A 24,515-nucleotide genomic window follows, 5' to 3' on the forward strand; every position below is an offset into this window, starting at 1 on the left:
TGGCGAGTGTCGTTTACTCCTCATCCTCATCTGCCTCGATCAGAGCTATTGCACCTTGTTCCTGAAGGTTTTGAATGGCGGAGATAATAACGGACATCGCTTCTTCGGCCTCTTGCTGTTTGACCTTGCCACGCTCGCCAATTTCTTCGCGCAGATTGTCGGCCATGCGAGAGGATATGTTGGACAACAAAAAGTCGACGGCAGCCTGGTCGTCATTAGTTTTGGCACCGGCCATCGCAGTTATCCACGTGGGCTGTTCGATTTCCCGAAACACCGCAGGGACATCGCGCGGCAAAATGCGGTCCGGCAGATGGGCGAATACAAACAGGGATTTACGGACCGTGTTTGCAAACTCCGTATCTTCTTCATCAAGTGCAGTCAGCAACCCGTCCCGCGTTGTTGCCGCGGATTGATTCAGAATCGCACCCACTCGTGCTCCGGGGCCGTCTTTGAATGCCAGGGACGGGCGCTGGTCTAACTGGGCGGCCAGAGACCATCCGATCCGCTCGACCGCCTCGGGCGTTACATTGGCGGTTTTGGAGACTGCATATGTGATCCGCCGCGCGACCGGGCCGGGCAGGTGGCCCAGCAACTGTGCTGCCTTGGCCGTTTCGAGTTTCGAAAGCATGACGGCGGCAATTTCGGTGCTTTCCGCCTGAGCCATCAGAGCCAGATCCTCTGTCGGGACTTCGCGCAATCTCTGCCAGGGGTCGCCGACCTGCCTTACGCCTGCAACTTTGCGCAATCGCGCTGCGGTGGCGGGGGCGATCTTGCCGTTCACCGCGTCTAAAGCACCTGCCAACCCATGCGGGAAGGACAAACCCACACTGTCCAGCGCGTCCGCGAACTCCTGCGCCACTGCGCCGAGAGTGACCCGGTCAACCAATCCCATGCGGCCCAGTTGATGCGTCAGTTGTTCCTGAAGCGAATCCGGCAGCTCCTCCAGCGGGATATCCGCGCCCTCATTCAAAAGCAGCCGCACGATGACGGCTGCTTTTTCCGTGCGGCTCAGCGACCGGGGGGCAACGGCGGGGGTGTCGGCATCCGATGTTTCGATTGCCGACGCCTGTGAACCCGGCATCATCTGCACCAAAGCGTTTCTGTCCTGCATTTACCTGCTGCACCAAATTTCGCGTCACAGGCAAATTACCGGGAGTCGGGTAAAGAAACCCTGAACCCTAGTAGCTGTAGGTCAGCCCCGTTTGGATGGCCTCGCGCAAAGATGCTTCGGCCCAAGTGCCTTCACCGCCACGCGCCTTGATCTCGCGCCACTGGGCGATGGCCAGATCGGTTTTCCCTTCAGAGACAAAGCCTTGCCCCATATAGCTGCGGGCTAAGATATTGTCGGGGTTGGTCGCGATAGCGTCTTCGTAGAACGCGTTCGCCAATGCAAGCTCACCCATTTTGCGATAGGTGAAGCCCCAATAGGTCAACACGCGATCATCATTTTGATCCATGATGCGCAAAATATCCTGCGCGTGTTCATATTGCCCGTCATAGGCCAATTCGCGCACGGCTTCATAAAGTTGGTCGTCAGTGAAATTGGTCTTGTTCGGCTTGACACATTTACCGGCGGTTTCGTCATAGACGCGACCAAACAGGCATTTTTTCGTGGTGTTGGTGGGCTTGGGTGGATTGTTTTCGCCGCCGCCCGCTGCATGAACCAAAGGGGCGAAAGCAAATGCCTGAAATGCAATTGCGGTAACGAACAATAAGCGCATATTCCTACTCCGTTCTCGGGGCTGTTCACAAAATCATAGTGCGATCTTCAAGAAAGCTAACAACCATCCGACCGTTTTTATTCACAAGTAGGAAAGAAAATCGTCAGCTATTGACGATTTTCATGCAGCTTTGGGATTCAGTGTCCCAAAATGTGCCGTCTGCACAGGATTGTGTTTGTTGCGAATGGGCGCTGCACGCAAGGCCAGCCGTTGCAGTGAAAACCAGCGCCATTGAGCAGAGAAAAGTCCGAACCATGATGTTTCCCCCAAGTGGAAAATGCTCTGTAAGAATAGCCGGTTTTTGGCTTTCTGGCAAAGAATAAGGCCCGGTCAGCAAGTTGCTGCCGGGCCTTTTGAAGGGCATTGATTACCTTGGTTTATTCGCCAAAAACGCGCGCAAAGATCGTGTCGACATGTTTGGTGTGGTAGCCAAGGTCGAATTTCTCTTCGATTTCTTCCGGGCTAAGCGCGGCGGTGACGTCGGCGTCTGCCAACAGTTCCTCTTTGAAATCGGTGCGATGTTCCCAGACCTTCAGCGCGTTGCGTTGAACCATGGCATAGGCATCTTCACGGCTGACACCAGCTTGGGTCAGTGCCAGCAGAACCCGCTGGCTCATCACCAGACCGGGGAACTTGTTCATGTTTTCCAGCATGTTCTCGGGGAAGATCAGCATCTTGTCGATCACGCCGGTCAGACGGGCCAACGCAAAGTCCAGAGTGATCGTGGCGTCCGGCCCAATCATGCGTTCAACCGAGGAATGTGAGATATCGCGCTCGTGCCACAGCGCCACATTTTCCATCGCCGGGATCACGGCTGCCCGCACCATTCGTGCCAGACCGGTCAGGTTCTCGGTCAGCACAGGGTTTTTCTTATGCGGCATGGCTGAGGAGCCTTTTTGGCCCATCGAGAAGAACTCGGCCCCTTCCAACACCTCGGTTCGCTGCATGTGGCGGATTTCGATGGCGATGTTTTCGATGCTGCTGGCGATGACGCCCAAAGTGGCAAAGAACGCCGCATGACGGTCGCGTGGGATAACCTGCGTGCTGATCGGCTCGGGCACCAGACCCAATTGATCGCAGACATGTTCTTCCACACGCGGGTCGATGTTGGCGAAGGTGCCAACCGCGCCACTGATCGCGCCGGTGGCGACCTCGGCGCGGGCGTCGCGCATACGGGACAGGTTGCGGTCCATCTCGGCGTAGAAACGGGCAAAGGTCAGGCCCATGGTGGTCGGCTCGGCATGGATGCCGTGGCTACGGCCGATGCGGATGGTGTTTTTGTGTTCGATCGCGCGGCGTTTGAGGGCAGCCAGCAGACCTTCGAGGTCGGCGATCAGGATATCTGCGGCGCGGGTCAGCTGCACGTTCAGGCAGGTGTCCAGCACGTCCGAAGAAGTCATGCCCTGATGCACGAACCGCGCCTCTTCGCTGCCGACATGTTCGGCCAGATGGGTCAGGAAGGCGATGACGTCATGCTTGGTGACGGCTTCGATTTCATCGATGCGGGCCACGTCGAATTCCACGTCTTTGGCTTTCCACACGGCCTCGGCATTCTCACGCGGGATTACGCCCAGATCGGCCATGGCGTCGCAGGCATGCGCCTCGATCTCATACCAGATGCGGAACTTGGTCTCGGGCGACCAGATCGCGACCATGTCGGGGCGGGAGTAACGTGGAATCATTGGCAGCAGCACCTTTTTATGCTTGGGATGAGGCGTTGGCGCGGGGTTTAGCCGCGTGTGCGTAAAGGAACAAGGCGCGAGTGCGAATATGAGACGGTTTGCCCTGATTTTGGCCTTGTGGCCCGGTTGCCTGATCGCAGGTGACTTCCAAACGTTGACCGGAGAAGAAATTCTGGCTGCGCTGACGGGCAAGAAGCTCGATTATGGGAAAGGCATCTGGCAGACCTTTGATGAACACATGCAGACGCAGTATTTCTCAGGCCGCCCAAGCGCCGGACGCTGGGCAGTGCGCGAGGATCGGTATTGCTCGGTCTGGCCTCCGTCGGACCTGTGGGCGTGTTATGACGTGCAACAGAATGGCGACGTGATCCGGTTCGTTGATGATCGCGGCGAGGTAACCGACGGTACATATGTGAAATGAACCTTCCCCAAAGCCTTGCTGATTTTGAGGGCAGCTGGTTGCTGAGCCGTACGATTCGGGATGCGCGGGCAGGGCAGGTAGTGCAGGCCGAGGGCATCGCGGATATGCGCCCGGACCCGGACGGGTTGCTTTATGATGAAAAGGTGACTTTGCGTATTCCCGGGCAGGCCGAAATGAAAGGCACGCGCCGGTATCTGTGGCGCGACGGCGGGGATCGGATCGCGGTTCATTTCGAGGATGACCGCTATTTTCACGCACTGAAACTGGGTCTGCCTCATGTGTCTGATCACCATGATTGCCCACCCGACAGCTATGATGCGGTCTATGACTTTTCGAACTGGCCGCGATGGAGCGTCAGGTGGGTGGTGTCCGGCCCCAGAAAATCTTATGAAATGGATACCGAATATCTGCTGCGATAGCGTAATCATCTTGCAGTTTGAGTCTCTAGAGAGCATTGCTGTTGCAGAAATCCTGGTCCGAATTGGGAGAAGTGAAGATGAATGCAAACGTTCTGGCCAACGCGATAGGCCCGCATGAGGGCACGGCGCTGCGCGTCAAGCAAGTGGTTCTGGTGGTTTTGGGTATTTTGGCACTTGCCGTTGCCGCGAAGATCAAGGTGCCGATGTTTCCTTCGCCGGTGCCAATCACAATGGGCACCTTTGCGGTGCTGACCATCGGGGCGGCTTATGGGCCGCGGCTGGGGTTGATAACCATCCTAGGGTATCTGCTGGTCGGCGCGCTGGGCTTTGATGTGTTTGCAAACTCTTCCGCCGAAAAATTTGGCCTGACCTATATGATGGGCGGCACCGGCGGGTATCTGGTTGGCTACGTACTGGCCACGCTCTATCTGGGTTATACCGCGCGGCGCGGACTGGATCGGTCGGTCGAGACCATGGCGGGTCCGATGTTGCTGGCGAATGTGCTGATCTATGTACCGGGCGTGTTGTGGCTGCACCAGTTCACCTCTGGCTGGGAGCAGACGATGGAATGGGGGCTGACACCCTATCTGATCGGCGACCTGATCAAGTTGGGTCTGGCTGCTCTGCTGATCCCGGCCTTGTGGAAACTGGTCGGCGACGCGCGCAGCTGATCCGCATCTCATTAGAAAATCGATACCGCGCCTCGACCTGAGGCGCGGTTTTTTTGTTGTCTGATCAGGCAGGTACTGGACAAGCCGGGTGCACACGGGCCAAGCTGATGGTCGAGAAACGATCAGGTTATTGAGATATGCGTATTTTATTTGGCTCAGCGGTGGTGGCCTGTACCGTCGCATGGATGGGCAGCATGGCACCCGCAGTTGCAGAGACCCCGGTGACATACACCGATGACGGCCGTGCCTTGTTTTCCTTCAACGTCCCCGATTTCTGGACGCTGAGAACCGGTGGCCCGCGTGAGATTGAGGATACAGAACTGGGTGATCCCCGTGCCGTGGCCCGCGTTATGGGCCTGCGCCCGGTGACGGATGACAATGTCTGGATGGGCTTTGTTTCTCCGGCAGGTGTGGAGAGCATTCAGGGCGGGCTGCAATACCTTGAGGATATTGACAAGTTTCTGGTCAAGGAACCGATTGTGACCAGCACCAGTAACACACGCATCGGCGGTTTGCCGGCGCAGGTGATCCGCGGCACCGGAAATCGCGACGGAAGGGGTATCAACTTCACCGCCACCGTGATCGACTTGCCGCGCGGTCGGGTTGCCGTGGTTGTTGCCATCCTGCGCGATGGCGCGGATCCGGCCTATACCGATGTGATGAACGACGTCTTCGCGTCTTTCCGGTCCGCGCAGTGAGGAGGCTCAGATGACACACAAAAACCTGAGACGCGCTGCCCTGGCATTGGGGCTTGGAGTTTCCACAATCACGCTGTCGGCCTGTGATGGTGTCGCAGTGGGAGTTGGAGTCGGGTACGGGTATGATCCGTTCTACGACTCGATGCTGTGGAACGACTATTACCACGACGTCGATGTTGATATAGACGTTGACCGCCCGGGTCGCCCCAAGCCGCCACCTGCGCGGCCGAAACCACCTGTCGCAAAGCCTCCAGCGCGTCCAAGCCCGCCGGTCGCACGGCCTCCGGCAGCGCGACCGCCGATCCACCGCCCGGCCAGACCGCGACGGTAAGCAAAGCGGGGTTAGGCTGAAAGGTCTGACCCCTTCTGTATCTCTGATCTGCTAGATTTCCCCCGTCACCGGCCCCGGCCTGGGCCGATGGCGGGGTGGTGCTCGACGTCTGACCCTTGTGGCATGACCACGTTTCCTAGCCTGTCGGCACCGCCTCTCTTCATCGTCTCGAACAGTTGATTGCGGCCGCCTTGGACCGCGGAGCAGAAGGAAGAGAGCATGAGCAAAGTATCACATGAACGGATCATTGGCATAGATGTCAGCCGCGATTGGCTGGATATCCACCGCCTGCCAGACGGTTGGAGATTTCGCCTGCCAAACACGAAAGTTGGACATACAAAGCTTGCTAGGTCGATATGCGCGGACGGCGCGTTGGTGTGCTTTGAAGCGACTGGCGGACAGGAATGGCGTTTGTGGTCCGCCCTCGATGCGGCTGGGATTGCCACGAGGCAATTGCCACCAGCACAGATCAAGGCCTTTGCTGCCAGTTGTGGCACGCGCGCCAAGACGGACCGGATCGACGCCGAACTGATTGCGCGCTTCATGACGTTCCGGCCCGAAGCAGGACGTAACCTTCCATAGGAAAAATTGCGCCAACTCAGAGCCTTGGCATCAAAGCGCGGGCAACTCGTTGAAACAAGAAAGCGGCTTCTGGTGCAGATCAAAGCGCATCAGAAATTGGGATCGGCAGAGATGTTTGAAGCCATTGATGGCGAACTGAAAGACCTGCTGGATCGTCAGATAGCAGGGCTCGAAACCCGTATCGAACAGACCATCGCAACCGAAGAAAGCTTGGCTGCGACCTGTGACATCCTGCGCTCCGTCCCCGGGATCGGTCCGGTCGCCAGCACGATGCTGATCGCTGAAATGCCAGAGCTCGGCCAGATCACAGGCGAACAGGCCGCAGCCCTCACAGGCCTTGCTCCCATAGCACATGACAGCGGCGCAATGCGCGGCAAGCGCGCCATTGGAGGCGGACGTCGTGCGCTGCGACACGTGTTGTTCCAGGCCGCCCTCGTTGCCAGCCATCACAACCCGGTCCTGAAAACCTTCGCAGATCGCCTTCGCGCCGCCGGCAAGCCGCACAAGGTGGTCATTACGGCAGTTGCCCGAAAGCTCATTACAATCGTGAACGCACTATGCAAATCGCGCGAAAAGTGGGGATCGCAGATTGCCTGAGAAATACAGTTGCTAGGCTTTATTCGGCGAGATTAACTGGGTTTTGGCGATGAAGCCTGATCCTGTTCCGCTTTCTCCCAGATTGTTCTGACCCAGGTTGCTGGCCACATGAACTGCCGCAACGACTTGATCTTTTTCGGGGATTTCACGGCCCGTTTGATGTGCTGCCAAGGGGGAAGGTGCGGATTTGCCTTGTTGTATTGACCAAGGATCGCGTCTGGCGGATTGAGGCTGCCCGCAAAAATGACCACACGGGTTCCCTTTGGCAAACGTGGTTCGACAAAATAGTTCAGTGGGAAGGTTGGAATACACTCGATCCGAAAATGGCGAACCCATCCGCCTGGCCAGAACTTCACGCCGTTTGGGGCGTTTTTGGTCACGAAGTGCTGCTCAAACCGATATTTGTCTGCAACGCCCTGAGGGTCTGCCGCAAACATGTCCTGCAAAGGGGCCAATGCCCCAACAGGCATGCGGTAAATCGAGGTTTGCCCCAGCTTGTGCAGGGGTTTGGCAATGTTTCGGGCCAGCACCACGTCGTTTTCATCGCCAAATTCGAAGAAAGGGTCCAGTGATCCGGTGATTGCAACATCCAGATCCACAAACAGAAACGCCCCTTTCAGGTCGCCAAGCTCTGCCGCCCAGAGACGGGATTTGGGCCATTGGCCGATGGTTCGCTCGGGCATAAAGCCCGGCATCTCGGGCAGGTCGAAACACTCAACACCGGGATCAACGCCCTCGCGTGTGTCCGTGAAGGCGACAAATCGGAAGGGCGGCGTGGTGTTGGCGCACACCATTCTGTAAAGGCGATTGATGTAGGGTGCCCCGTATTTTGTGCCCCAGTTGATGCAAACGATCTGCTTTCTCATGGCTGCATGGCTAACAGCCGCCTTCGGGCGCATCAAGTTTGAAATCCGGTTCCACCGTGCTGCGCAACCCGTTGGTGCCGAGTGTTATTCGATCAATTCGGTGGTGATATGGGCCGACGCTTCCAACGTCCGGTGCACGGGGCACTTATCGGCGATTTCCAGCAGTTTGGCTTTTTGTTCAGGCGTCAGAGGACCTTCCAGCCGGATTTTCCGTCTGAACTGATCTACTTTACCTTCCCCTGCCAACCCAGCGTCCTGTGCATGGACCTTGTCATGGCAGACGTCCACTGAAATACCCGCAAGGGGCCACTGTTTTCGCCGCGCATACATGCGAACCGTCATCGAGGTGCAAGCGCCCAGCCCGGAAGACACGAAACCATAAGGCGACATCCCTTTGTCCGTTCCTCCGTACGATGCAGGTTCATCCGCTACTGCGTGATGCTTGGGCCCTGCTTGTATGTCCTGTAGGAAGCCTGCCGGGTCGGCCTCGGTTACGCGCACGACGCCCTCGGGGGCCCCGGGCGGCGGGGCGGGCGGGTTGAGCTTTACATATCGCGATACCCAGGCGGCAATTACGTCGGCGGCATATTCCGCGTCTTCGGCCCGGGTAATCAGGTGATCCGCATTGTCTAGGGTCACAAAGCTTTTGGGGTGTTTTGCGGCCAGAAAGATGGTGCTGGCGTTGTCGATGCTGACCGTCTCGTCCCGGGGGGCATGCAGGATCAGCAAGGCGGTCCTCAATTCGGCAATCGCCGGGGTCAGCGCAGCTTCCGAGATATCGTCTACAAAGGCTTTGCCGACGCGGAAGGGCCGACCGCCCAATGTGACTTCGGCGCTGCCCTGTTGTTGGATTTCTGGCAGCGCGGTTTCGAAATGATGAGCAACGTGGCCTGGGTCAGCAGGGGCGCCAAACGTCACCACGGCTTTGACAGATGGTATCCCAGCCCGTGCGCGCAACACAGCAGCACCGCCCAGAGAATGGCCGATCAGCAGGGCCGGTGCCATATTGCGTTGTGCCAGATACTGCGCGGCGGCTATCAGGTCTTCAACGTTCGACGTGAAGGTTGTGTTGGCAAACTCTCCGTCTGAATGACCCAGCCCTGTGAAATCGAACCGCAATACGGCAATTCCCATAGCCGCCAGACGTGCCGAGATGCGACGCGCGGCCGGAATATCCTTGGAACAGGTAAAACAATGCGCAAACAAGGCGGTCGCCAGCACCGGACCATCCGGCAGGTCAAGGCGCGCGGCGAGTTGGCTGCCGTCATGACCGGCAAAGGTGATGCGTTCGGTGGGCATAGGGCGCTCCTGAATCGTGTCCCTCAGAGTGGGTGCGCAGGCGTGAAGTCACAACCCGCGTGACATCCGCCTCACGCGGAGGTGACCTTTTGCGCCTCAGTGTTACGTTTGCCCCATCAGCGCAGGGTCAAAGGGATAGGTTGTCAAATTCTCATACCCGTCTTCGGTAATCAGCACCTGATCTTCCAGCTTGATTGAAAAATCCCCTCCAACCTCGCCAACACAAGCTTCGACACATAGCACCATGCCGGGCTCCAACGGATAATCAAAGGCCCCTTCAACCGCCTTGTCGGGATAAGAGACCAATGGCCACTCGTCACACAGACCTACGCCATGCATCAGGCTTCCATATTTCTGTGCCTGAAATTTGTCATCAAGCCGATGCGCGTTGGCTGTCAGTTCGGGGATCGTTACGCCCGGCTTCAGCATCTCCATATTCGTCATGATGTGCTCATGCGCGTGCTGCATGGCATAGATCATGTCAGGGCGCGGTTTTTGGTCTCCGATCCACCATGTCCGCGAAATATCGATGCATATGCCATAGGACCCGATCAGATCGGTATCGAAGGCGATGATTTCGTTTTGTTGCGTAATCCTTGGGCCGCATTCCTGGAACCACGGGTTGGTGCGCTGACCCGAGGTCAAAAGCCGCGTCTCGATCCATTCTCCGCCGCGGCGGATGTTCTCGGCATGCAGTACGGCCCAGATGTCATCTTCCGAGGTTTTCCCGTCCCCCACATTGCCCCGCGCAAACTTCTCCATCTCGGCCACGGCGGTTTCGCAGGCATGGTGGGCGCAGCGCATGGCAAGAATTTCATCCGGGCCTTTGATTGCACGGGTCTTCTCGGTCAGCTCTTCGCCTTCCATGATTTCGAATCCTTGCGCTTCCAGCGCGCGCAGACCGTGCAGCATAACCTTGTCGACGGCCAGACGCTTGTTGCCGCCGCCATGTTCGTCGATCAGGATCCGCACCTCGTTCGAGAATGCGTCCGCCGCCACATCCACCTTGTCGCCACGGTCGAAATAGAAAAGATCGGCACCCGAACGCTGCTCGCGCACAAGAGGATTGAACTTGGTCAGGAACGGAGAGTTCTTGTAGTCCCAGATGACCATGTACCCGTCGGCACACAACAGCACGGCCCGAAACGGGTTATGAGTGTTCCACAGCTGCATATTGGTGCTATCGGTAGCGTAACGGATGTTCAAGGGATCAAAAATCAACAGCCCGCCGTAACCTCGGTCGACAATGCCTTGGGTCAGCCTTTTCCAACGGTATTCCCGCATAGCTTCAAGATTTGGTAACGAAAGCCCCGCCGACCCCCACTCGGAAAACGCCAGTTGGGTCGGTCCGATCTCGATCCGGTCATTATCGTTTGGTGTCCCATCACCCAGAGTCGTCCCACGAGTCGGGTCGATCTTGCGGGTGTCCCTGTAATGCCGGTTCATGCGTACCTCCCTGCCTATTGGTTCGAGCGTGGAGAAACAAAAATCAACCGTCGCGGAGATTTGCGACGGTGCGAAGGTCGCTTTTTGACCGGCAAACCGGTGGCCAGGTGCTAAACCAACCCAATGACGCCCATCTTACAGACCAATCTTCCGTATAATCCTCTGACCGAACAGAAACTGCCCGGGATTCAGCCCGCCACGATGGATACATGGCTGCATCAGGACGAGGCGTTCGCCGCCCAGATGCGCCTGCGCCAAAGCTTGCTGGAACAGAGGCGCGAGGAGGTTCTGGCACTTGATCCAATGGCCAAGCCGGCAGCGCAGGAGTTGCTGGATCTGGTCTTGCATCACGTCTATCCGGATGCTGGTGACACGGTTCTTCGCCCGGACGGCATCACAATCCCCGTTGACAGAAGTGATCCGCTGCAAACCCTTGGACAGCTGGTTCAGGAGGATTTCTGTATCCTGCAGAAACAGGGTGACGAGCATGTTCTGACAGGGGCGGTTCTGTGCTTTCCGGCCAGTTGGCGATTGTCCGAAAAATTCATGCGACCGCTGATCGGTATTCACGAAACGGTCCAAAGTTATGACGATGGTATCGCGCGTCGCGTGCAGCGTCTGTTCGACGGAGTTCAGCCGGGTCGCCCGTTGTGGAGATTCAACGCCCTTTGGTATCAGGACGCCACGTTGTTTCAGCCGCGGAGCGCAAAGAACCCGCGTGAGATTCGTGATCGCGGCGTTGCAAAATACTTGCGCACTGAGCGGCAGACCATTTTGCGTTTGCCGCAGACGCAAGCGGTTGTATTTTCAATCCACACTTATGTGTTGCCAGCGGAAGCCATGGCCGAAAAAGAAAACCCCGCCTGACGGCGGGGTCTCTTAGGAGGGTCTTGGTAATTTGGTTACATACCGATTGCGTTGACAACACCGGCAATTGCGCCGCTGCTGTTCAATCCGAAAATGGCGGTGGTAAACGCCAGAACTTGGGTGTTCAGCCGGAAATCCTCGCCTCGGATCAGATTGACCGCAGCCAGTGATATCGCAATGGGGGCCGAAACGCTTGCCACTGCGCCCGTCATGCCCCAACTGGTCAGGCGCAGAATGTCGCTTGGACCGTCCTCTTCCGACGCAGTGGGGTCTCCGGGCCGTAGGGGCGGCTCGGGTTCGGTGCGAAATGCGATGCTCAGCAACTGGTCATCTGTCAGCTTGATAGGGATCGGGGGGGATTTTTTTGTTTGTTCGTCCGGGGCTGCCCTGGGAAGGTCGAGGCCAGCAAACTGGCCGTTGACTGTATTGAATATCTCTTGGCGGCCCCGGGATTTGCGCGGAGTGAACGAGTCGAACGCGCCCAGAAACTGCTCAACCGTCAGAACGGTGTTCGGGGACAGCCATTCGATCCGCTGTGTCGAACAGATATCAACCATGCGGTACAGCATCACGACCAGCATCATCTCGGAAATCTCGGTATCTTCCAGCAGGTCCGACACTGGGGAAATCGTCAGGCTCAACCGATTGCGCGGCTTCGAGGGGGCAGGTCGCGCAAGAGTTTTTAGACCAGCGGTACGATCCATGCGCTCGTATCGCTCGATTTCGACGGTATCTTCAACTTCCAGAACAAGACGAACAAGGTACTGGCTTGAGACAACGCTGGCCTCGGTTTCGGTTTGCAGTGTCTTGCGCTCTACCAGATGGCCGTAGTCCTCAAGCGTAGCCGCCACAATGTCGCCAAAGCGTTTCAGCGCGCCGCCAGCGTCACCGTTGAATTGCAGGCCGCCATGGTATCTGTGCTTGGACGTCACAGTTATTTCCTTTGCCACATTCGTCTCGGCCAGAACATTATCCAAAAAACGGGGGCAGAATTTGACGAAAATGCAAAAAAATACAAATTTACAAAGATTGATTACCCACTGGAAATTAAAGGAATTAAGGCCTTTCTTTACTTTTGTGGCAGCAATTTGTCCAAATCAGGGAAGGCGTATGTCTGAATCGGGGGTTACCTAATTGTCGATTCGTTGCGCCATGATGGCGATTGATTGCTGGTAAACAGTCGCGGCGTTCCATTGTTCGATCACTTTGAAGTTCGGCTGTCCCTGCTGGTAACCGCGACCGGGTTTCCATCCTTTTTTACGTAAGAAATTCGCAGTTGAAGCCAAGGCATCAGTCATGTTGTAGAAGTCCACCTGGCGATCTCCGGTGGCGTCCACACCATAGGTCAAAGCATTACCGGGCAAGAATTGCGTATGGCCCAGTTCGCCATGTTTTGCCCCCTTTGTCGCCATGGTGATGCTGCCTGCATCGATCAGTTTTAATGCCCCAATTGCGTGAGGTTTGAAAAAACCTGATCGTCGACAATCATAGGCAAGCGTTGTTATCGCGGACACGACCTGACTGTCGCCCATGAAGTTGCCAAAGCCGGTCTCCATCCCGTGAATTGCGATCAGGACGCCCGCTGGCACGCCATATTGCTGCTCCAACGCGGCATAGAATTGCGGGTTGGCGGCTTTGCGTTTGCGCCCAAGCGCAACAATCGTATCTGCGCCACGCACCTGCATGAACTTATCCAGCGAGTATTTAAAGCTTTTCTGGTTACGGTCCGCCGCAATGGTCCGTGTCGCATATTGCGCTTGTGCCAGAGCTTGCAGGCCCTTCTTTTTCACCCCCGCGCGTTTTGCGGTCTTTGCGAAATCGGCTTTCCAGGCCTCGAACCCGGCGCCGGTGTTTCCGCAGGGTGCCGAATGAACGACAACGGGTGAGGTCAGGGCAAGTGCAAGCAAAACTGCGCGAAGCATAAGGGCAATCCGTCATTCAGAAATCTGGTGAGAAGGGTATTATCCCTGTTTCTGATCGCAAAGAGCTTTTGCTCCAATCAGTATAAATCCAATTCACCTGCGGCTTTTAGGCTTTCAAACCATTCATCCGGGGTTTTGTTGATCTTTGCGTGTTTGACCATCATGGCGTTCATGTTGGGTAAGCTGGATGCGTCCGGCCATTTCTCCGGCTGCCACAGGTTCGCGCGGATCACACATTTCGGGCAATGGGCAAAGACAGTATCGACATGGATCAACAGCGCAAGTTTGGGCGGATGGTCGTTCACCGCCATACTCTCCAATAGATTTTGATCCGCACAAATGCGGGCTGAGCCACGCAGACGCAGCGTTTCCATTTTGCCGGGAACGAAGAAGATGACACTGGCGCGGGGGTCCTTCAGCACGTTGTGAAATGTATCAACGCGTTTGTTTCCAGGGCGGTCCGGGATTGCGATCAGGCTGTCCGAGAGTACCTGAACAAACCCTTCGGGGTCACCACGTGGTGAAATGTCGAGATACCCGTCCGGATTGGCTGAGGCGATCAGGCAGAAGGTGGATTTACCGATGAAATCACGGCACATCTGATCCAGTGCTGGCAGTTCTTTGGCAATGATCTGGGGCAGGGGCGCGCCGGTGACTGTCTCCAGCTGTTCTGTGGATGTCACGAAATCGGTGAAGCGCGAAAATGGGTCGTCGGATGCCATGCGATCTCTCCTAACCTTTGCGTGTATGAGTGTGAAAGATCACATCAAATGAAACAAGGGCGCCCGATGGGCGCCCTTGAAGAACTTTCGTCGAAAATTCTGGATCAGCAGCTGTAGTACATGCCGTACTCAACCGGGTGCGGCGTATGCTCGTAGGTTTCGACCTCTTCCATCTTCAGTGCGATGTAGCCGTCGATCTGGTCTTTGGTGAACACGTCGCCCTGAAGCAGGAAGTCGTGATCGGATGCCAGAGCCTCCAGAGCTTCACGCAGCGAGCCGCAAACGGTCGGGATGTCGGCCAGTTCTTCGGCAGGCAGATCGTACAGGTTCTTGTCCATGGCTTCGCCCGGATCGATCTTGTTCTTGATGCCGTCCAGACCGGCCATCAGCAACGCGGCAAATGCCAGATAGGGGTTCGCGGCCGGGTCGGGGAAACGAGCTTCGACGCGCTTGGCTTTCGGGCTTTCGGTCCACGGAATACGGACACAACCCGAACGGTTACGGGCCGAGTAGGCGCGCAGAACGGGGGCTTCGAAGCCGGGGATCAGACGCTTGTAGCTGTTGGTCGCCGGGTTGGTGAAGGCGTTCAGGGTCTTGGCGTGCTTCAGGATGCCGCCGATGAAGTACAGTGCCTCATCCGACAGATCAGCGTATTTATCGCCAGCGAACAAAGGCTTGCCGTCTTTCCAGATCGACATGTTCACGTGCATGCCGGTGCCGTTGTCACCTGCGATGGGCTTCGGCATGAAGGTCGCCGATTTCCCGTAGGCATGTGCAACGTTGTGGATGACGTATTTGTACTTCTGCAGCTCGTCGGCTTGCTTGGTCAGGCTGTCGAAGATCAGGCCCAGCTCATGCTGGCACGAGGCAACCTCGTGGTGGTGCTTGTCGACCTTCATGCCGAGGCGCTTCATGGTCGACAGCATTTCCGAGCGCAGGTCCTGGCTTTCATCGATCGGGTTGACCGGGAAGTAACCACCTTTGACACCGGGACGATGGCCCATGTTGCCCATCTCATACTCGGTGTCGGTGTTCCACGATGCGTCAGTTGCATCAACTTCGTAGGATACCTTGTTGATACTGTTCGAGAAACGAACATCATCAAACAGGAAGAATTCCGCTTCGGGGCCGAAGAACGCAGCATCGCCGATACCGCTGGATTTCAAATAAGCTTCGGCTTTCTGAGCTGTGCCGCGCGGATCACGTTCATACGCTTCGCCGGTGTCAGGCTCGACCACCGAGCAGTGTACGCAGATTGTTTTTTCTGCGTAGAAGGGGTCGACGTAAGCGCTATCAGTATCGACCATCAGCTTCATGTCGGATGCTTCGATTGATTTCCAACCTGCGATGGAAGAGCCGTCAAACATGAAGCCTTCTTCCAGGAAGTCTTCGTCGACTTGATCGGCCATCAGGGTCACGTGCTGCAACTTGCCGCGCGGGTCGGTGAAGCGAACGTCTACATATTCGGCGCCTTCATCTTTGATCAGCTGAAGAACTGCGTCCTTGCTCATTCTCTTGTTTCCTCTGGTTTGAAGATATGTCTGTTACAGCGCGTCCGAGCCGGTCTCGCCGGTGCGGATGCGAATGGCTTGTTCGATGGGCGATACAAAAATCTTGCCGTCGCCGATCTTGTCAGTCTTGGCGGCCGAGACGATGGCCTCGATGGCGGCATCGACCTGATCGTCATCTAACACGACCTCGACCTTTACTTTGGGCAGAAAGTCGACGACATATTCTGCGCCGCGATACAGTTCTGTGTGGCCCTTCTGGCGACCGAAGCCCTTGACCTCGATCACGCTGAGACCCTGAACGCCAACGTCCTGCAGCGCTTCTTTCACTTCGTCCAGTTTGAACGGCTTGATGATCGCTTCGATCTTTTTCATTCCGGGTCACCTTGCATGGTTGTCTGTGCTGCAGTGATCACGTCTAAGATCGGGCAGCAATCTGATTGCGGTATTGGCTGTGATCTGGTGCTCTGAAAACAGGCGTTGGGTTATTTTTTGATCGAACTGCACAAAAAGTAATCGAAATTGAATCGCGTGAGGGGTTTGGATGACAGAATTGCTGACAGCGGCGCAGATGCGGGCGATGGAACAGGCGGCAATCGACTCGGGTCAGGTGACCGGACTTGAGTTGATGGAGCGGGCAGGGCGCGGCGTTGTCGAGGCGATTTTCGAAGAGTGGCCGGAGTTGGCAACAACGAGTGGAGTTGCCTTGGTGCTCTGTGGGCCTGGCAACAATGGCGGCGATGGATTTGTCATTGCACGATTGTTGAAAGAATGGGGTTGGGAGGTTGAGGTTTTTCTCTATGGCGACCCCAATAAGCTTCCGCCGGATGCAGAGGCGAACTACCACCGTTGGATGGAAATGGGAGGCGTTCACGACTTCATGGATGAGATCCCGGATCACATATTTCCGCTGACACTCGACAAAAATGGAGTGGTGGTTGACGCGTTATTCGGCACGGGTCTTACAAGACCTTTGGCCAAAGATGCTGAAATAAAGCTATTGAACTTTTTTTCTCAGAGCCCAATGGGCTTCCTGAATAAAGTTTCGGTAGATGTCCGTAGCGGAATAGACAGTGACAGTGGTCGGTTCTTGGCTGAACGGGATGACGTTTTTGCTTTAATTGCCGCTGAACTTTGCGTGACGTTCCATCGCGCGAAACTTGGGCACTACTTGGGCGACCCGTGCTTCAGTTCGCTACGTGTAAAGGACATAGGAATCGACAAAATCAATTCCACACTTAACCATCACCGCCTGCTCAAGGGATTTGATCAACTTTTCTCAATTGTTTCCGAGTCAAAAGACGCTGACACATTACGCCAAACACTCCTGAGCGGCGAAGACCGAAGCGATATCGCTCTAGAGGTGGACGCAGATCCTGTTCGGTTGCTGAACGGTCCGTCTGATGAGTTTCAAAAATATGCGGATGCCAACAAATACAGCCATGGTCACGCTGTCATCTTATCCGGCGGTTCCGGCAAAACCGGTGCTGCGCGGCTATCGGTGCGGGGGGCTTTGCGGATTGGGGCCGGATTGGTGACGTTGGGCGTTCCCTCGTCTGCGCAAATGGAAGTTGCAACACAGGTGACGGCTATCATGATGCAACGGGTAGACGGGGCCGATGGGCTTTCAGACGTGTTGCAGGATGAACGGCTGAACGCTTTGTGTCTCGGCCCCGGTTTAGGGATCGAGCGGGCGCGGGATTTGGTGCCTGTCGCTCTGGAGGCCAAACGCGCGACGGTATTGGATGCTGATGCTTTGACGGCATTTGTGGATGACCCCTCGCGTTTGTTTACAAACCTGCATGACAACTGCGTCCTGACCCCTCATGGCGGTGAGTTTGCGCGGTTGTTTCCGGATATTGCTGAAAAGTTAAACGCCGTCCCGACGAAGGGGCCGGCATATTCCAAGGTCGATGCCACGCGTGAGGCGGCACAGCGGGCAGGGTGTGTGGTGTTGTTCAAGGGACCGGATACCGTGATTGCCGACCCGGGCGGGCGGTGCTCGATCAATTCGGCGCATTATGAACGCGCCGCACCGTGGTTGGCCACGGCCGGGTCAGGCGATGTGCTGGCCGGTTTCATAACCGGGCTGCTGGCGCGCGGGTTTGCTCCGATGCAGGCTGCCGAGACTGCGGCTTGGCTGCATGTTGAGTGCGCGTTGCTGTTTGGTCCGGGCTTGATTGCCGAGGATTTGCCCGAGCAACTGCCGATGGTATTCAGAGAAATTGATATCTGAAGACATAGGCGTATTCTGGCTTAAAACGTGCTAGACTGGCAGAAACTTGCCGCTGCTTCCCGCTGGGTGCATAGCGGGTGTTTGCAAGGCGCAGTGCCGGAAGGCAGAATTTTCTTGCGGCTTTAGATTTCGAGTCTCCGATGTTTTGCAACCCATTTAAAAAAAACAGTATTTACGCCTTGCGGCGAGAAACATGTTGCGAAACTGCAATGAAGGCAGGGCGAGAATGGGCGATCTCTGGAAACACAAGTTTCCGTAAACATCTTGGCAGTATGTGACAACCCGAACCATTCATGGTGACTGACATGACAGTGAATTTCAAACTGACTTCGATGGCGGCAGTTCTGGCTGCAACCACAGCAATTCCCGCTGCGGCAGAACTGAAATACGAAAATAACAGCGGCGGTTATGTGCTGTTGTATGGGCAGTTCAACCCTGCTTTGATCTCGGTAGATGACGGGCAGGAAACGGACACACGTGTTCTGGACAATGATCTGTCAAACAGCCGCGTTGGGCTGAGGTTGATGCAACCCTACGGCAGCAACGAGTTCACTTTCCGATTTGAATCTGCCCTTGGCCTTCCCAATTCCAGCGAGTGGAACCAGTTGGGCACGGACTTCAGCGGATGGACACGGGAAGACATCCGCCATGTCGATTTCGCGCTGAAGGGCGATTATGGTAAGTTTTCGGCGGGTCAGGGGAGCATGGTTTCCGACGGCGCGGCCGAGTTGGACCTGTCTTATGTTGGAACGGCGCTTTACTCATTTACCAATGATGAAAACAGCGGGTTTTTCTACCGGGGAACCGATGGTGTCTTGAGCGGCATCACCGTGGGCGATTCCAGTAGCAACCTCGATGGCGCACGCCGGGGGCGGATCCGGTACGACACGCCTGACATCAATGGCTTTACTGCGGGTTTTGCCTATGGTCAGAACATCCTTTCCAGCAGCGATGACGATGACTATTACGATGTTGGTCTGTTCTACGGAAACGTTTTTGCGGGCGGTGTCGAATTTGCGGCTGGGGTGGCCTATTCGGTGCGGGAACGGGACGACAATTCCGGGGATCGCAAGGACACAATCGGGTCGGCTTCTGTCCTTCTGCCCAGCGGTTTGGGGTTCACTTTGGCCGGTGGTACGCGTGACGACGATCAGGCCGGTGCATCCGATCCGAACTATTGGTACGGCAAGATCTCATACGAAGGCGACTGGGTATCCTGGGGTAAGACCGGGATCGGTATTGACTACTATGATGGCGCGGATTTCGACACGAGCGGGTCCAGTACCGAAGCATGGGGCATCGCGGTCGTTCAGAAGGTTGATGCGATCAATACCGATGTCTACCTGAAGTACCGCAATCACGACTTCGACAACGGAACCTCGTTTGACAATAACGAAGCTTGGGTGCTGGGCGCGCGTTGGAGGTTCTGACAACGATACCGTAGCAACCGAAGCGCCCCGGTCTGTCCGGGGCGTTTTTTATTCAACATGGTGGCAAATCAGGGCTTATCCGGCCTTTGCCTCTTGCGCGCGGGCGGCAGGGCAAATAGAAGGCGTCAAATTTGCCCGGCGCGCCCTTTTTGCGCGCCCCGAATCCTATGGGGACTACCATAATGCAGGTTACCGAGACGCTGAACGAAGGTCTGAAACGCGGCTACAACATCGTTGTGACCGCAGCCGAGCTGGACGACAAGGTCAACGAGAAACTGACTGAAGCGCAGCCGGAAGTCGAAATGAAAGGTTTCCGCAAAGGCAAGGTGCCGATGGCGCTGCTGAAAAAGCAGTTTGGCCAGCGCCTGCTGGGCGAAGCGATGCAGGAATCCATTGACGGTGCCATGAACAAGCATTTCGAAGACAGCGGCGACCGTCCTGCAATGCAGCCTGAGGTCAAGATGACCAATGAGGACTGGAAAGAAGGCGACGACGTTGAGGTCGCAATGTCCTATGAGGCGCTGCCGGAAATCCCCGAGGTCGATCTGAAATCGGTCAAGCTGGACAAGCTTATTGTCAAAGCTGACGAGGCTGCGGTTGAAGAGGCGCTGGGAAACCTGGCTGAAACCGCTCAGGACTTTAAAGCGCGCCGCAAGGGTTCGAAAGCCAAGGATGGCGATCAAGTCGTACTGGATTTTGTTGGCAAGGTTGATGGCGAAGAGTTCGAAGGCGGCTCGGCCGAGGACTACCCGCTGGTTCTGGGCTCCAACAGCTTTATCCCCGGCTTTGAAGAGCAGCTGGTCGGCGTGAAAGCCGAGGAAGAAAAAGACGTCAACGTTGCCTTCCCTGCGGAGTACGGTGCCGAGCATCTGGCCGGTAAAGACGCCGTCTTCTCCTGCACCATCAAAGAGGTGAAAGAGCCGGTTGCTGCTGAGATCAACGACGATTTGGCCAAGAAATTCGGTGCCGAAGATCTGGCCGGGCTCAAGGGCCAGATCGCCGAACGTCTGGAGGCCGAATATGCCGGTGCTTCACGCGCGGTTATGAAGCGTGCGCTGCTGGACGTGCTGGACGAGAAGGTTGCATTCGACCTGCCACCGACGCTCGTCGAGGCCGAAGCCAAGCAGATCGCGCATCAGTTGTTCCACGAGGAAAACCCGGATGTGGAAGGCCACGATCACGGCGAAGTCGAGCCGACAGAAGAGCACAACAAGTTGGCCGAACGTCGCGTGCGTTTGGGCCTGTTGCTGGCTGAACTGGGTCAGAAGGCCGAGGTTGAAGTCACTGATGCCGAGATGACTCAGGCCATCATGAACCAGGCGCGTCAGTATCCGGGTCAGGAACGTCAGTTCTTTGAATTTGTGCAACAGAACGCTCAGATGCAGCAGCAGCTGCGTGCGCCGATCTTCGAAGACAAGGTTGTCGACTACATCGTCGAATTGGCTGACGTCACCGACAAAGAAGTCAACAAAGACGACTTGCAGAAAGCCGTTGAGGCACTGGAAGAGGAATAATCTTCTCTCCCTCTTCTGCTGAGATAATAAAACGGAGCCGCCCGACATAGGACGGCTCCGCATGGGTGGCTTTTGAACTTATGAGGTGAGGGGGTCAGGCCTCATTAGCAAAAGCACGGGGGGTTCCTAGCAGAGCGGTCCTTTGCTCTGCTGTGAAAGCGGTCGTCAGTTCCTCGATCAGTTTCAGGACGGCCAGTTTCTCATCTTCGCTTGTCGCGGCATTGATCTGCTCAACAAAGTATTTCTCTAACTCTGTCAGCGGCTTGTGATCGCGATTTGCTGGAGTTTGCGGCTTGGGCATTTTGGCCTTGAGCATCTCCAGCGCTTTTTCGTCGCTAACAAAGACATCGTGGTGAATGCCTGCAAAGTCGCGCACGCCATTAATACGCTCTTCGGTGCAGTCCAACAGAGCGGCCATCGCGGGGACTTTGCCCATTGGAACTGTCTCTCCTACATAGTCATAGGGTGCGCAGTTTGACCGCTTGAGGACACGATTCATGACCGGATCGATTACGGTGATGATATCCTGAATACCCGCGCGACGGGCGTATTCCAGAGAGCCAATCATCAGCTCACATGTCGCATAAGACACCGAGTTCTTCTCTTTCCCGCGTGTCAGGCGCTGTGTGTCAACGCAGAAGCGTGTGGATTCCCACATGGTCGCACTGCGGATCGGCGCCTCGCCGCACAAGATTGCCGAGAAGACATCGGACAGCATATGTGGACCAGTGGTCTGCAGCGCACGTACGGCAGCGACGACATTCCCCCCGTCGTCGAGACCGATCACATATGCTGGATCCAGATGGTCAAACTGGTCGATTTCCTTTCCATCTTCGATGTTGACGTCCCATCCGAGACGGCCACCGAAAACGCGCGCTCTCAGTTCAAACATTTCGTCAAGAACTTTGCCAAACAGATGCCTGTTCAGCCCGTCTACTACCAAGATCATCTTATCCCCCTTCGAGTGGTATGTCGGTATCCACAAGGGTATTGGCTTTGGGATACGAATCTATTGGGGGTTTCCCGTATTATTGGGTGGGAAAAGCCGGTAAATCGTTAATTTTCGTATTATCCTGGGTAGATTAGCCCGATTCCAATCGCGCGCCCGACAGCCTGTGGCGTGGTCAGTGCGTTCAACTTTTCACGGGACGAGCGCAGATGCACTTCGACCGTGCGGTGCGATATCGACAGGATGTCGCCAATATCCTGCTGAGATTTACCGGCAGCGGCCCATTGCAGGATTTCGATTTCCCGGCTGGACAGGGTCGGGTGGTACAGCATTCGGCTGACCGCATCCGATGCCATGACGTTGTCATGGATATGGACCGCCAGCGATTGAAGCTCGCTGATGACATTCGGAACCAGCTTTTCCCATTCCTCTCGACTGCAGTCGCGCGTGGCGCTGAGCAGCCCGATATCACCATATGGGCCGCGGACCGGGATGGTTATCCCCTGATCCGAAAGGCCAAAGTCATGGGCGTCTCGGAAAACGCGTTGAAATTCCTTGTTGCGTTCAAGCCTGCTCCAATCGAGAGGAGCAATGCTGCGCATGCTCATGTGCAAGGTCGGATCGATCAGTTGCAGGCCCTGTTCCTGATAGTGTGCCTTCCAGTCGTCGCGATAGGTGACATGCCCGTGGATCGTGCCAGCCGCCGGGTTCATACCGGCATAGGCAGCGTGTTCCATTTCGAATTTGTCGCAGACCTGTCGCAGGAACTCATCGTAACGAGTATCCTCTTGGGGTAGGGTGCTGAGATCCACAATTTCCATAAGGCTGAACTACTTGAACCCGCGTCAACGGGAGACCCCATTTGCGCCAGGAAACAACGACCCCACCGTCCTGACGTTACTCAGAACATCATATTTCCCGCACTATGACAAGAAGAGGCGGCAAAAGTCTGCTGTTTTTGGCGTAGTTTATTAAAAATAAATACTTTTCATGGTCAAAAAGCCCCGTGGCATATCCTTCTGAATTCGAGCTCAGGTACAGGAATACGGTATTGTTGTGGTCGATATGATTGAACTTATGAGGGGTTATGAGTGAATAATTTGGGCATTAAGGCGCGGGGACTAGCCCGGTTTCGACGAGCATGCCGCGCGCTTTGGCCTCGGGGTAATATCCCTTGGCGTAGAGAAATATGGCACGCTGTTGGTCGCCGTCAGACAGCAGCCATGCACCGCGCAGATACTTTCCGGCAAACTCCAGATTTGTGTCTGCGTCCAGCAAACCCTGTGCGTTGCCGGTGTAGCCCATTGAGCGTGCGGTCGCCGGTAGGATTTGTAGTAACCCATAGTAGGGGCGGTTTACCGCCCAGGGACGGTGGGTGCTTTCGCGGATCGCAAGCTTGTGCACCAGTTCGCGTGGAAGCTCATACTCATCTGCCCATTTGTTGATAGACGCGCGCAGTTCAGGCGTTTCGTTGGGATACAGCGGCGGGTCAAACGTATCGGCGCGGCTGGATGCATTTGGATCGCTGCATGCGGCGAGTGGGGCCAGCAGCAATAGTGCCAGTAGGGTGCGGCGCAGCGTATCTGTCATTAAAGCTCTCCCAAATGTCCGGGGATATTAGGCGTGCAGGATCGGGCTGCAAGCACAGGGCTTCGGTCTGGCAAATTATTGCCCGTGAAACGTGCAAAAAATAAGGCCGCGCTGAAACAGCGCGGCCTCATATCTTAGCGATGCCGACCAGATCAGGCTTTGGCTTCGTCTTCTTCTTCAGCCGGAGCGTCTTCGGTGATCAGCTCTTCGTCCTCGGACGCGGCGGACCCAATGTCGTCAAACAGCTCGGCGATTTCGAACTCAGCGGCGGCTTCTTCTTCAGCAGCCAGTTCCTGGATCGATTTACCCGAAGCTTGCAGTTCGGCTTCTTCTTCCGAACGGGCGACGTTCATCTTGATTTCAACGGCAACCTCGGGGTGCAGGTTGACGGCAACCGCGTGCAGACCCAGTTCCTTGATCGGAGCGACCAGAGCAATCTGTTTCTTGTCGACGGTGAAGCCAGCCTCGGTCGCGGCGTCTGCGGCGTCACGCGGGGTGACCGAGCCGTACAGAGCACCGGCATCCGATGCCGAACGAATCACGATGAACTGCTGGCCGTCCAGCTTTTCAGCCAGCGCTTCAGCTTCTTTCTTGGTTTCCAGGTTGCGGGCCTCAAGCTGCGCTTTCTGGGCTTCGAACGAGGCGATGTTCGACTCGGACGCACTCAGGGCTTTGCCTTGAGGCAGCAGGAAGTTGCGGGCGTAGCCGGGCTTGACGTCAACGACGTCACCCATCTGACCCAGTTTCGCAACGCGTTCCAGAAGGATAACTTGCATGTCAGTTTCTCCTTATTTCACGGCGTAGGGCAGCAGGGCGAGGAAGCGGGCGCGTTTGATAGCACGGGCCAGTTCACGCTGCTTTTTCGCCGAAACGGCGGTGATGCGCGAAGGTACGATCTTGCCACGCTCAGAGATGTAGCGTTGCAGCAGGCGTGTGTCTTTGTAGTCGATTTTCGGCGCGTTCTCACCCGAGAACGGGCAGACCTTGCGGCGGCGGAAAAATGGTTTTGCGGCCATGGTTTAGTGTCCTTTTCTCAGGCGTTGA

The 24,515-nt window shown here is 56.2% G+C and carries 27 protein-coding genes; 11 read left to right on the forward strand and 16 right to left on the reverse strand.

Annotation, left to right across the window (positions count from 1 at the left end; translation table 11 throughout):
* Window positions 1–13: 13 nt before the first annotated feature.
* The 3 genes from ACP0GE_RS18050 to purB form a co-directional block, all read right to left on the reverse strand.
* Entirely contained in the window at window positions 14–1,081 is a 1,068-nt protein-coding gene (locus ACP0GE_RS18050) for a flagellar motor switch protein FliG (RefSeq protein ID WP_424833868.1), read from the reverse strand.
* 97 nt (window positions 1,082–1,178) lie between these two features.
* Complete coding sequence (locus ACP0GE_RS18055; RefSeq protein ID WP_424833293.1) at window positions 1,179–1,721, reverse strand: tetratricopeptide repeat protein; 543 nt, start codon at window positions 1,719–1,721, stop codon at window positions 1,179–1,181.
* A 377-nt stretch (window positions 1,722–2,098) separates the two neighbouring features.
* Window positions 2,099–3,403, reverse strand: coding sequence for an adenylosuccinate lyase (purB, locus tag ACP0GE_RS18060; protein WP_424833294.1), 1,305 nt, complete (start codon window positions 3,401–3,403; stop codon window positions 2,099–2,101).
* 88 nt (window positions 3,404–3,491) lie between these two features.
* Here purB and ACP0GE_RS18065 point away from each other — a divergent pair, with 88 nt between their 5' ends.
* The 7 genes from ACP0GE_RS18065 to ACP0GE_RS18095 all read left to right on the forward strand — a co-directional run bounded on the left by ACP0GE_RS18065 (window position 3,492) and on the right by ACP0GE_RS18095 (window position 7,122).
* Window positions 3,492–3,824: a hypothetical protein gene (locus ACP0GE_RS18065; RefSeq protein WP_424833295.1), complete on the forward strand. Its 333-nt coding sequence runs from the start codon at window positions 3,492–3,494 to the stop codon at window positions 3,822–3,824.
* Window positions 3,821–4,243 (forward strand): DUF6314 family protein, encoded by a 423-nt coding sequence (locus ACP0GE_RS18070; RefSeq protein WP_424833296.1) that lies wholly within the window; start codon window positions 3,821–3,823, stop codon window positions 4,241–4,243. The genes ACP0GE_RS18065 and ACP0GE_RS18070 overlap by 4 nt, the downstream gene beginning before the upstream one ends.
* A gap of 77 nt (window positions 4,244–4,320) precedes the next feature.
* Window positions 4,321–4,914, forward strand: a complete 594-nt coding sequence (locus tag ACP0GE_RS18075; protein WP_424833297.1) for a biotin transporter BioY — start codon at window positions 4,321–4,323, stop codon at window positions 4,912–4,914.
* Window positions 4,915–5,051: 137 nt separating this feature from the next.
* A complete protein-coding gene (locus ACP0GE_RS18080) occupies window positions 5,052–5,612 on the forward strand; it encodes a hypothetical protein (RefSeq protein ID WP_424833298.1) in 561 nt (186 codons plus the stop codon).
* A gap of 10 nt (window positions 5,613–5,622) precedes the next feature.
* Window positions 5,623–5,943, forward strand: a complete 321-nt coding sequence (locus tag ACP0GE_RS18085; RefSeq protein WP_424833299.1) for a hypothetical protein — start codon at window positions 5,623–5,625, stop codon at window positions 5,941–5,943.
* Window positions 5,944–6,162: 219 nt separating this feature from the next.
* Window positions 6,163–6,525 carry an IS110 family transposase gene (locus ACP0GE_RS18090; protein ID WP_424830326.1) on the forward strand — a complete coding sequence of 121 codons (363 nt, stop codon included), beginning with the start codon at window positions 6,163–6,165 and terminating at the stop codon, window positions 6,523–6,525.
* Between the two features lie 111 nt (window positions 6,526–6,636).
* Window positions 6,637–7,122: a transposase gene (locus ACP0GE_RS18095; protein WP_424830325.1), complete on the forward strand. Its 486-nt coding sequence runs from the start codon at window positions 6,637–6,639 to the stop codon at window positions 7,120–7,122.
* A 32-nt stretch (window positions 7,123–7,154) separates the two neighbouring features.
* On the opposite strand, the gene ACP0GE_RS18100 is transcribed toward ACP0GE_RS18095, so the two are convergent.
* From ACP0GE_RS18100 to dddP, 3 genes are all read right to left on the reverse strand, one after another.
* Window positions 7,155–7,988 carry a glycosyl transferase gene (locus ACP0GE_RS18100; RefSeq protein ID WP_424833300.1) on the reverse strand — a complete coding sequence of 278 codons (834 nt, stop codon included), beginning with the start codon at window positions 7,986–7,988 and terminating at the stop codon, window positions 7,155–7,157.
* Between the two features lie 84 nt (window positions 7,989–8,072).
* Window positions 8,073–9,287 carry an alpha/beta fold hydrolase gene (locus ACP0GE_RS18105; RefSeq protein WP_424833301.1) on the reverse strand — a complete coding sequence of 405 codons (1,215 nt, stop codon included), beginning with the start codon at window positions 9,285–9,287 and terminating at the stop codon, window positions 8,073–8,075.
* A gap of 102 nt (window positions 9,288–9,389) precedes the next feature.
* Window positions 9,390–10,733 (reverse strand): dimethylsulfonioproprionate lyase DddP, encoded by a 1,344-nt coding sequence (dddP, locus tag ACP0GE_RS18110; RefSeq protein ID WP_424833302.1) that lies wholly within the window; start codon window positions 10,731–10,733, stop codon window positions 9,390–9,392.
* A 123-nt stretch (window positions 10,734–10,856) separates the two neighbouring features.
* Here dddP and ACP0GE_RS18115 point away from each other — a divergent pair, with 123 nt between their 5' ends.
* Window positions 10,857–11,600 carry a heme-dependent oxidative N-demethylase family protein gene (locus ACP0GE_RS18115; protein ID WP_424833303.1) on the forward strand — a complete coding sequence of 248 codons (744 nt, stop codon included), beginning with the start codon at window positions 10,857–10,859 and terminating at the stop codon, window positions 11,598–11,600.
* A gap of 35 nt (window positions 11,601–11,635) precedes the next feature.
* Here the strand turns inward: ACP0GE_RS18115 and ACP0GE_RS18120 are convergent, their stop codons facing one another.
* The 5 genes from ACP0GE_RS18120 to ACP0GE_RS18140 form a co-directional block, all read right to left on the reverse strand.
* Window positions 11,636–12,532 carry a hypothetical protein gene (locus ACP0GE_RS18120; protein WP_424833304.1) on the reverse strand — a complete coding sequence of 299 codons (897 nt, stop codon included), beginning with the start codon at window positions 12,530–12,532 and terminating at the stop codon, window positions 11,636–11,638.
* Window positions 12,533–12,730: 198 nt separating this feature from the next.
* A complete protein-coding gene (locus ACP0GE_RS18125; RefSeq protein WP_424833305.1) occupies window positions 12,731–13,522 on the reverse strand; it encodes a lytic murein transglycosylase in 792 nt (263 codons plus the stop codon).
* A gap of 77 nt (window positions 13,523–13,599) precedes the next feature.
* Window positions 13,600–14,244, reverse strand: coding sequence for an MSMEG_1061 family FMN-dependent PPOX-type flavoprotein (locus tag ACP0GE_RS18130; RefSeq protein ID WP_424833306.1), 645 nt, complete (start codon window positions 14,242–14,244; stop codon window positions 13,600–13,602).
* Window positions 14,245–14,348: 104 nt separating this feature from the next.
* Entirely contained in the window at window positions 14,349–15,755 is a 1,407-nt protein-coding gene (gene glnA / locus ACP0GE_RS18135; RefSeq protein ID WP_424833307.1) for a type I glutamate--ammonia ligase, read from the reverse strand.
* Window positions 15,756–15,788: 33 nt separating this feature from the next.
* Window positions 15,789–16,127 carry a P-II family nitrogen regulator gene (locus ACP0GE_RS18140; RefSeq protein WP_171179579.1) on the reverse strand — a complete coding sequence of 113 codons (339 nt, stop codon included), beginning with the start codon at window positions 16,125–16,127 and terminating at the stop codon, window positions 15,789–15,791.
* A 169-nt stretch (window positions 16,128–16,296) separates the two neighbouring features.
* Here ACP0GE_RS18140 and ACP0GE_RS18145 point away from each other — a divergent pair, with 169 nt between their 5' ends.
* The 3 genes from ACP0GE_RS18145 to tig all read left to right on the forward strand — a co-directional run bounded on the left by ACP0GE_RS18145 (window position 16,297) and on the right by tig (window position 20,932).
* Window positions 16,297–17,988: an NAD(P)H-hydrate dehydratase gene (locus ACP0GE_RS18145; RefSeq protein WP_424833308.1), complete on the forward strand. Its 1,692-nt coding sequence runs from the start codon at window positions 16,297–16,299 to the stop codon at window positions 17,986–17,988.
* A gap of 305 nt (window positions 17,989–18,293) precedes the next feature.
* Window positions 18,294–19,418 (forward strand): porin, encoded by a 1,125-nt coding sequence (locus tag ACP0GE_RS18150; RefSeq protein ID WP_424833309.1) that lies wholly within the window; start codon window positions 18,294–18,296, stop codon window positions 19,416–19,418.
* 182 nt (window positions 19,419–19,600) lie between these two features.
* A complete protein-coding gene (gene tig, locus ACP0GE_RS18155; protein WP_424833310.1) occupies window positions 19,601–20,932 on the forward strand; it encodes a trigger factor in 1,332 nt (443 codons plus the stop codon).
* Window positions 20,933–21,026: 94 nt separating this feature from the next.
* Here tig and ACP0GE_RS18160 read toward each other — a convergent pair whose 3' ends face one another.
* From ACP0GE_RS18160 to rpsR, 5 genes are all read right to left on the reverse strand, one after another.
* The gene (locus ACP0GE_RS18160) at window positions 21,027–21,881 is read right to left on the reverse strand and encodes an acyl-homoserine-lactone synthase (RefSeq protein ID WP_424833311.1); all 855 of its coding nucleotides are present in this window, start codon (window positions 21,879–21,881) and stop codon (window positions 21,027–21,029) included.
* A gap of 119 nt (window positions 21,882–22,000) precedes the next feature.
* Window positions 22,001–22,702, reverse strand: coding sequence for a LuxR family transcriptional regulator (locus ACP0GE_RS18165; protein WP_424833312.1), 702 nt, complete (start codon window positions 22,700–22,702; stop codon window positions 22,001–22,003).
* A 286-nt stretch (window positions 22,703–22,988) separates the two neighbouring features.
* The gene (locus tag ACP0GE_RS18170) at window positions 22,989–23,471 is read right to left on the reverse strand and encodes a transglycosylase SLT domain-containing protein (RefSeq protein WP_424833313.1); all 483 of its coding nucleotides are present in this window, start codon (window positions 23,469–23,471) and stop codon (window positions 22,989–22,991) included.
* A gap of 152 nt (window positions 23,472–23,623) precedes the next feature.
* Entirely contained in the window at window positions 23,624–24,247 is a 624-nt protein-coding gene (rplI, locus tag ACP0GE_RS18175; RefSeq protein WP_424833314.1) for a 50S ribosomal protein L9, read from the reverse strand.
* 12 nt (window positions 24,248–24,259) lie between these two features.
* Window positions 24,260–24,487, reverse strand: a complete 228-nt coding sequence (rpsR, locus tag ACP0GE_RS18180) for a 30S ribosomal protein S18 (RefSeq protein WP_005608650.1) — start codon at window positions 24,485–24,487, stop codon at window positions 24,260–24,262.
* Window positions 24,488–24,515: the final 28 nt, after the last annotated feature.

Source organism: Ruegeria sp., from assembly GCF_965243365.1.
Classification (GTDB): domain Bacteria; phylum Pseudomonadota; class Alphaproteobacteria; order Rhodobacterales; family Rhodobacteraceae; genus Ruegeria.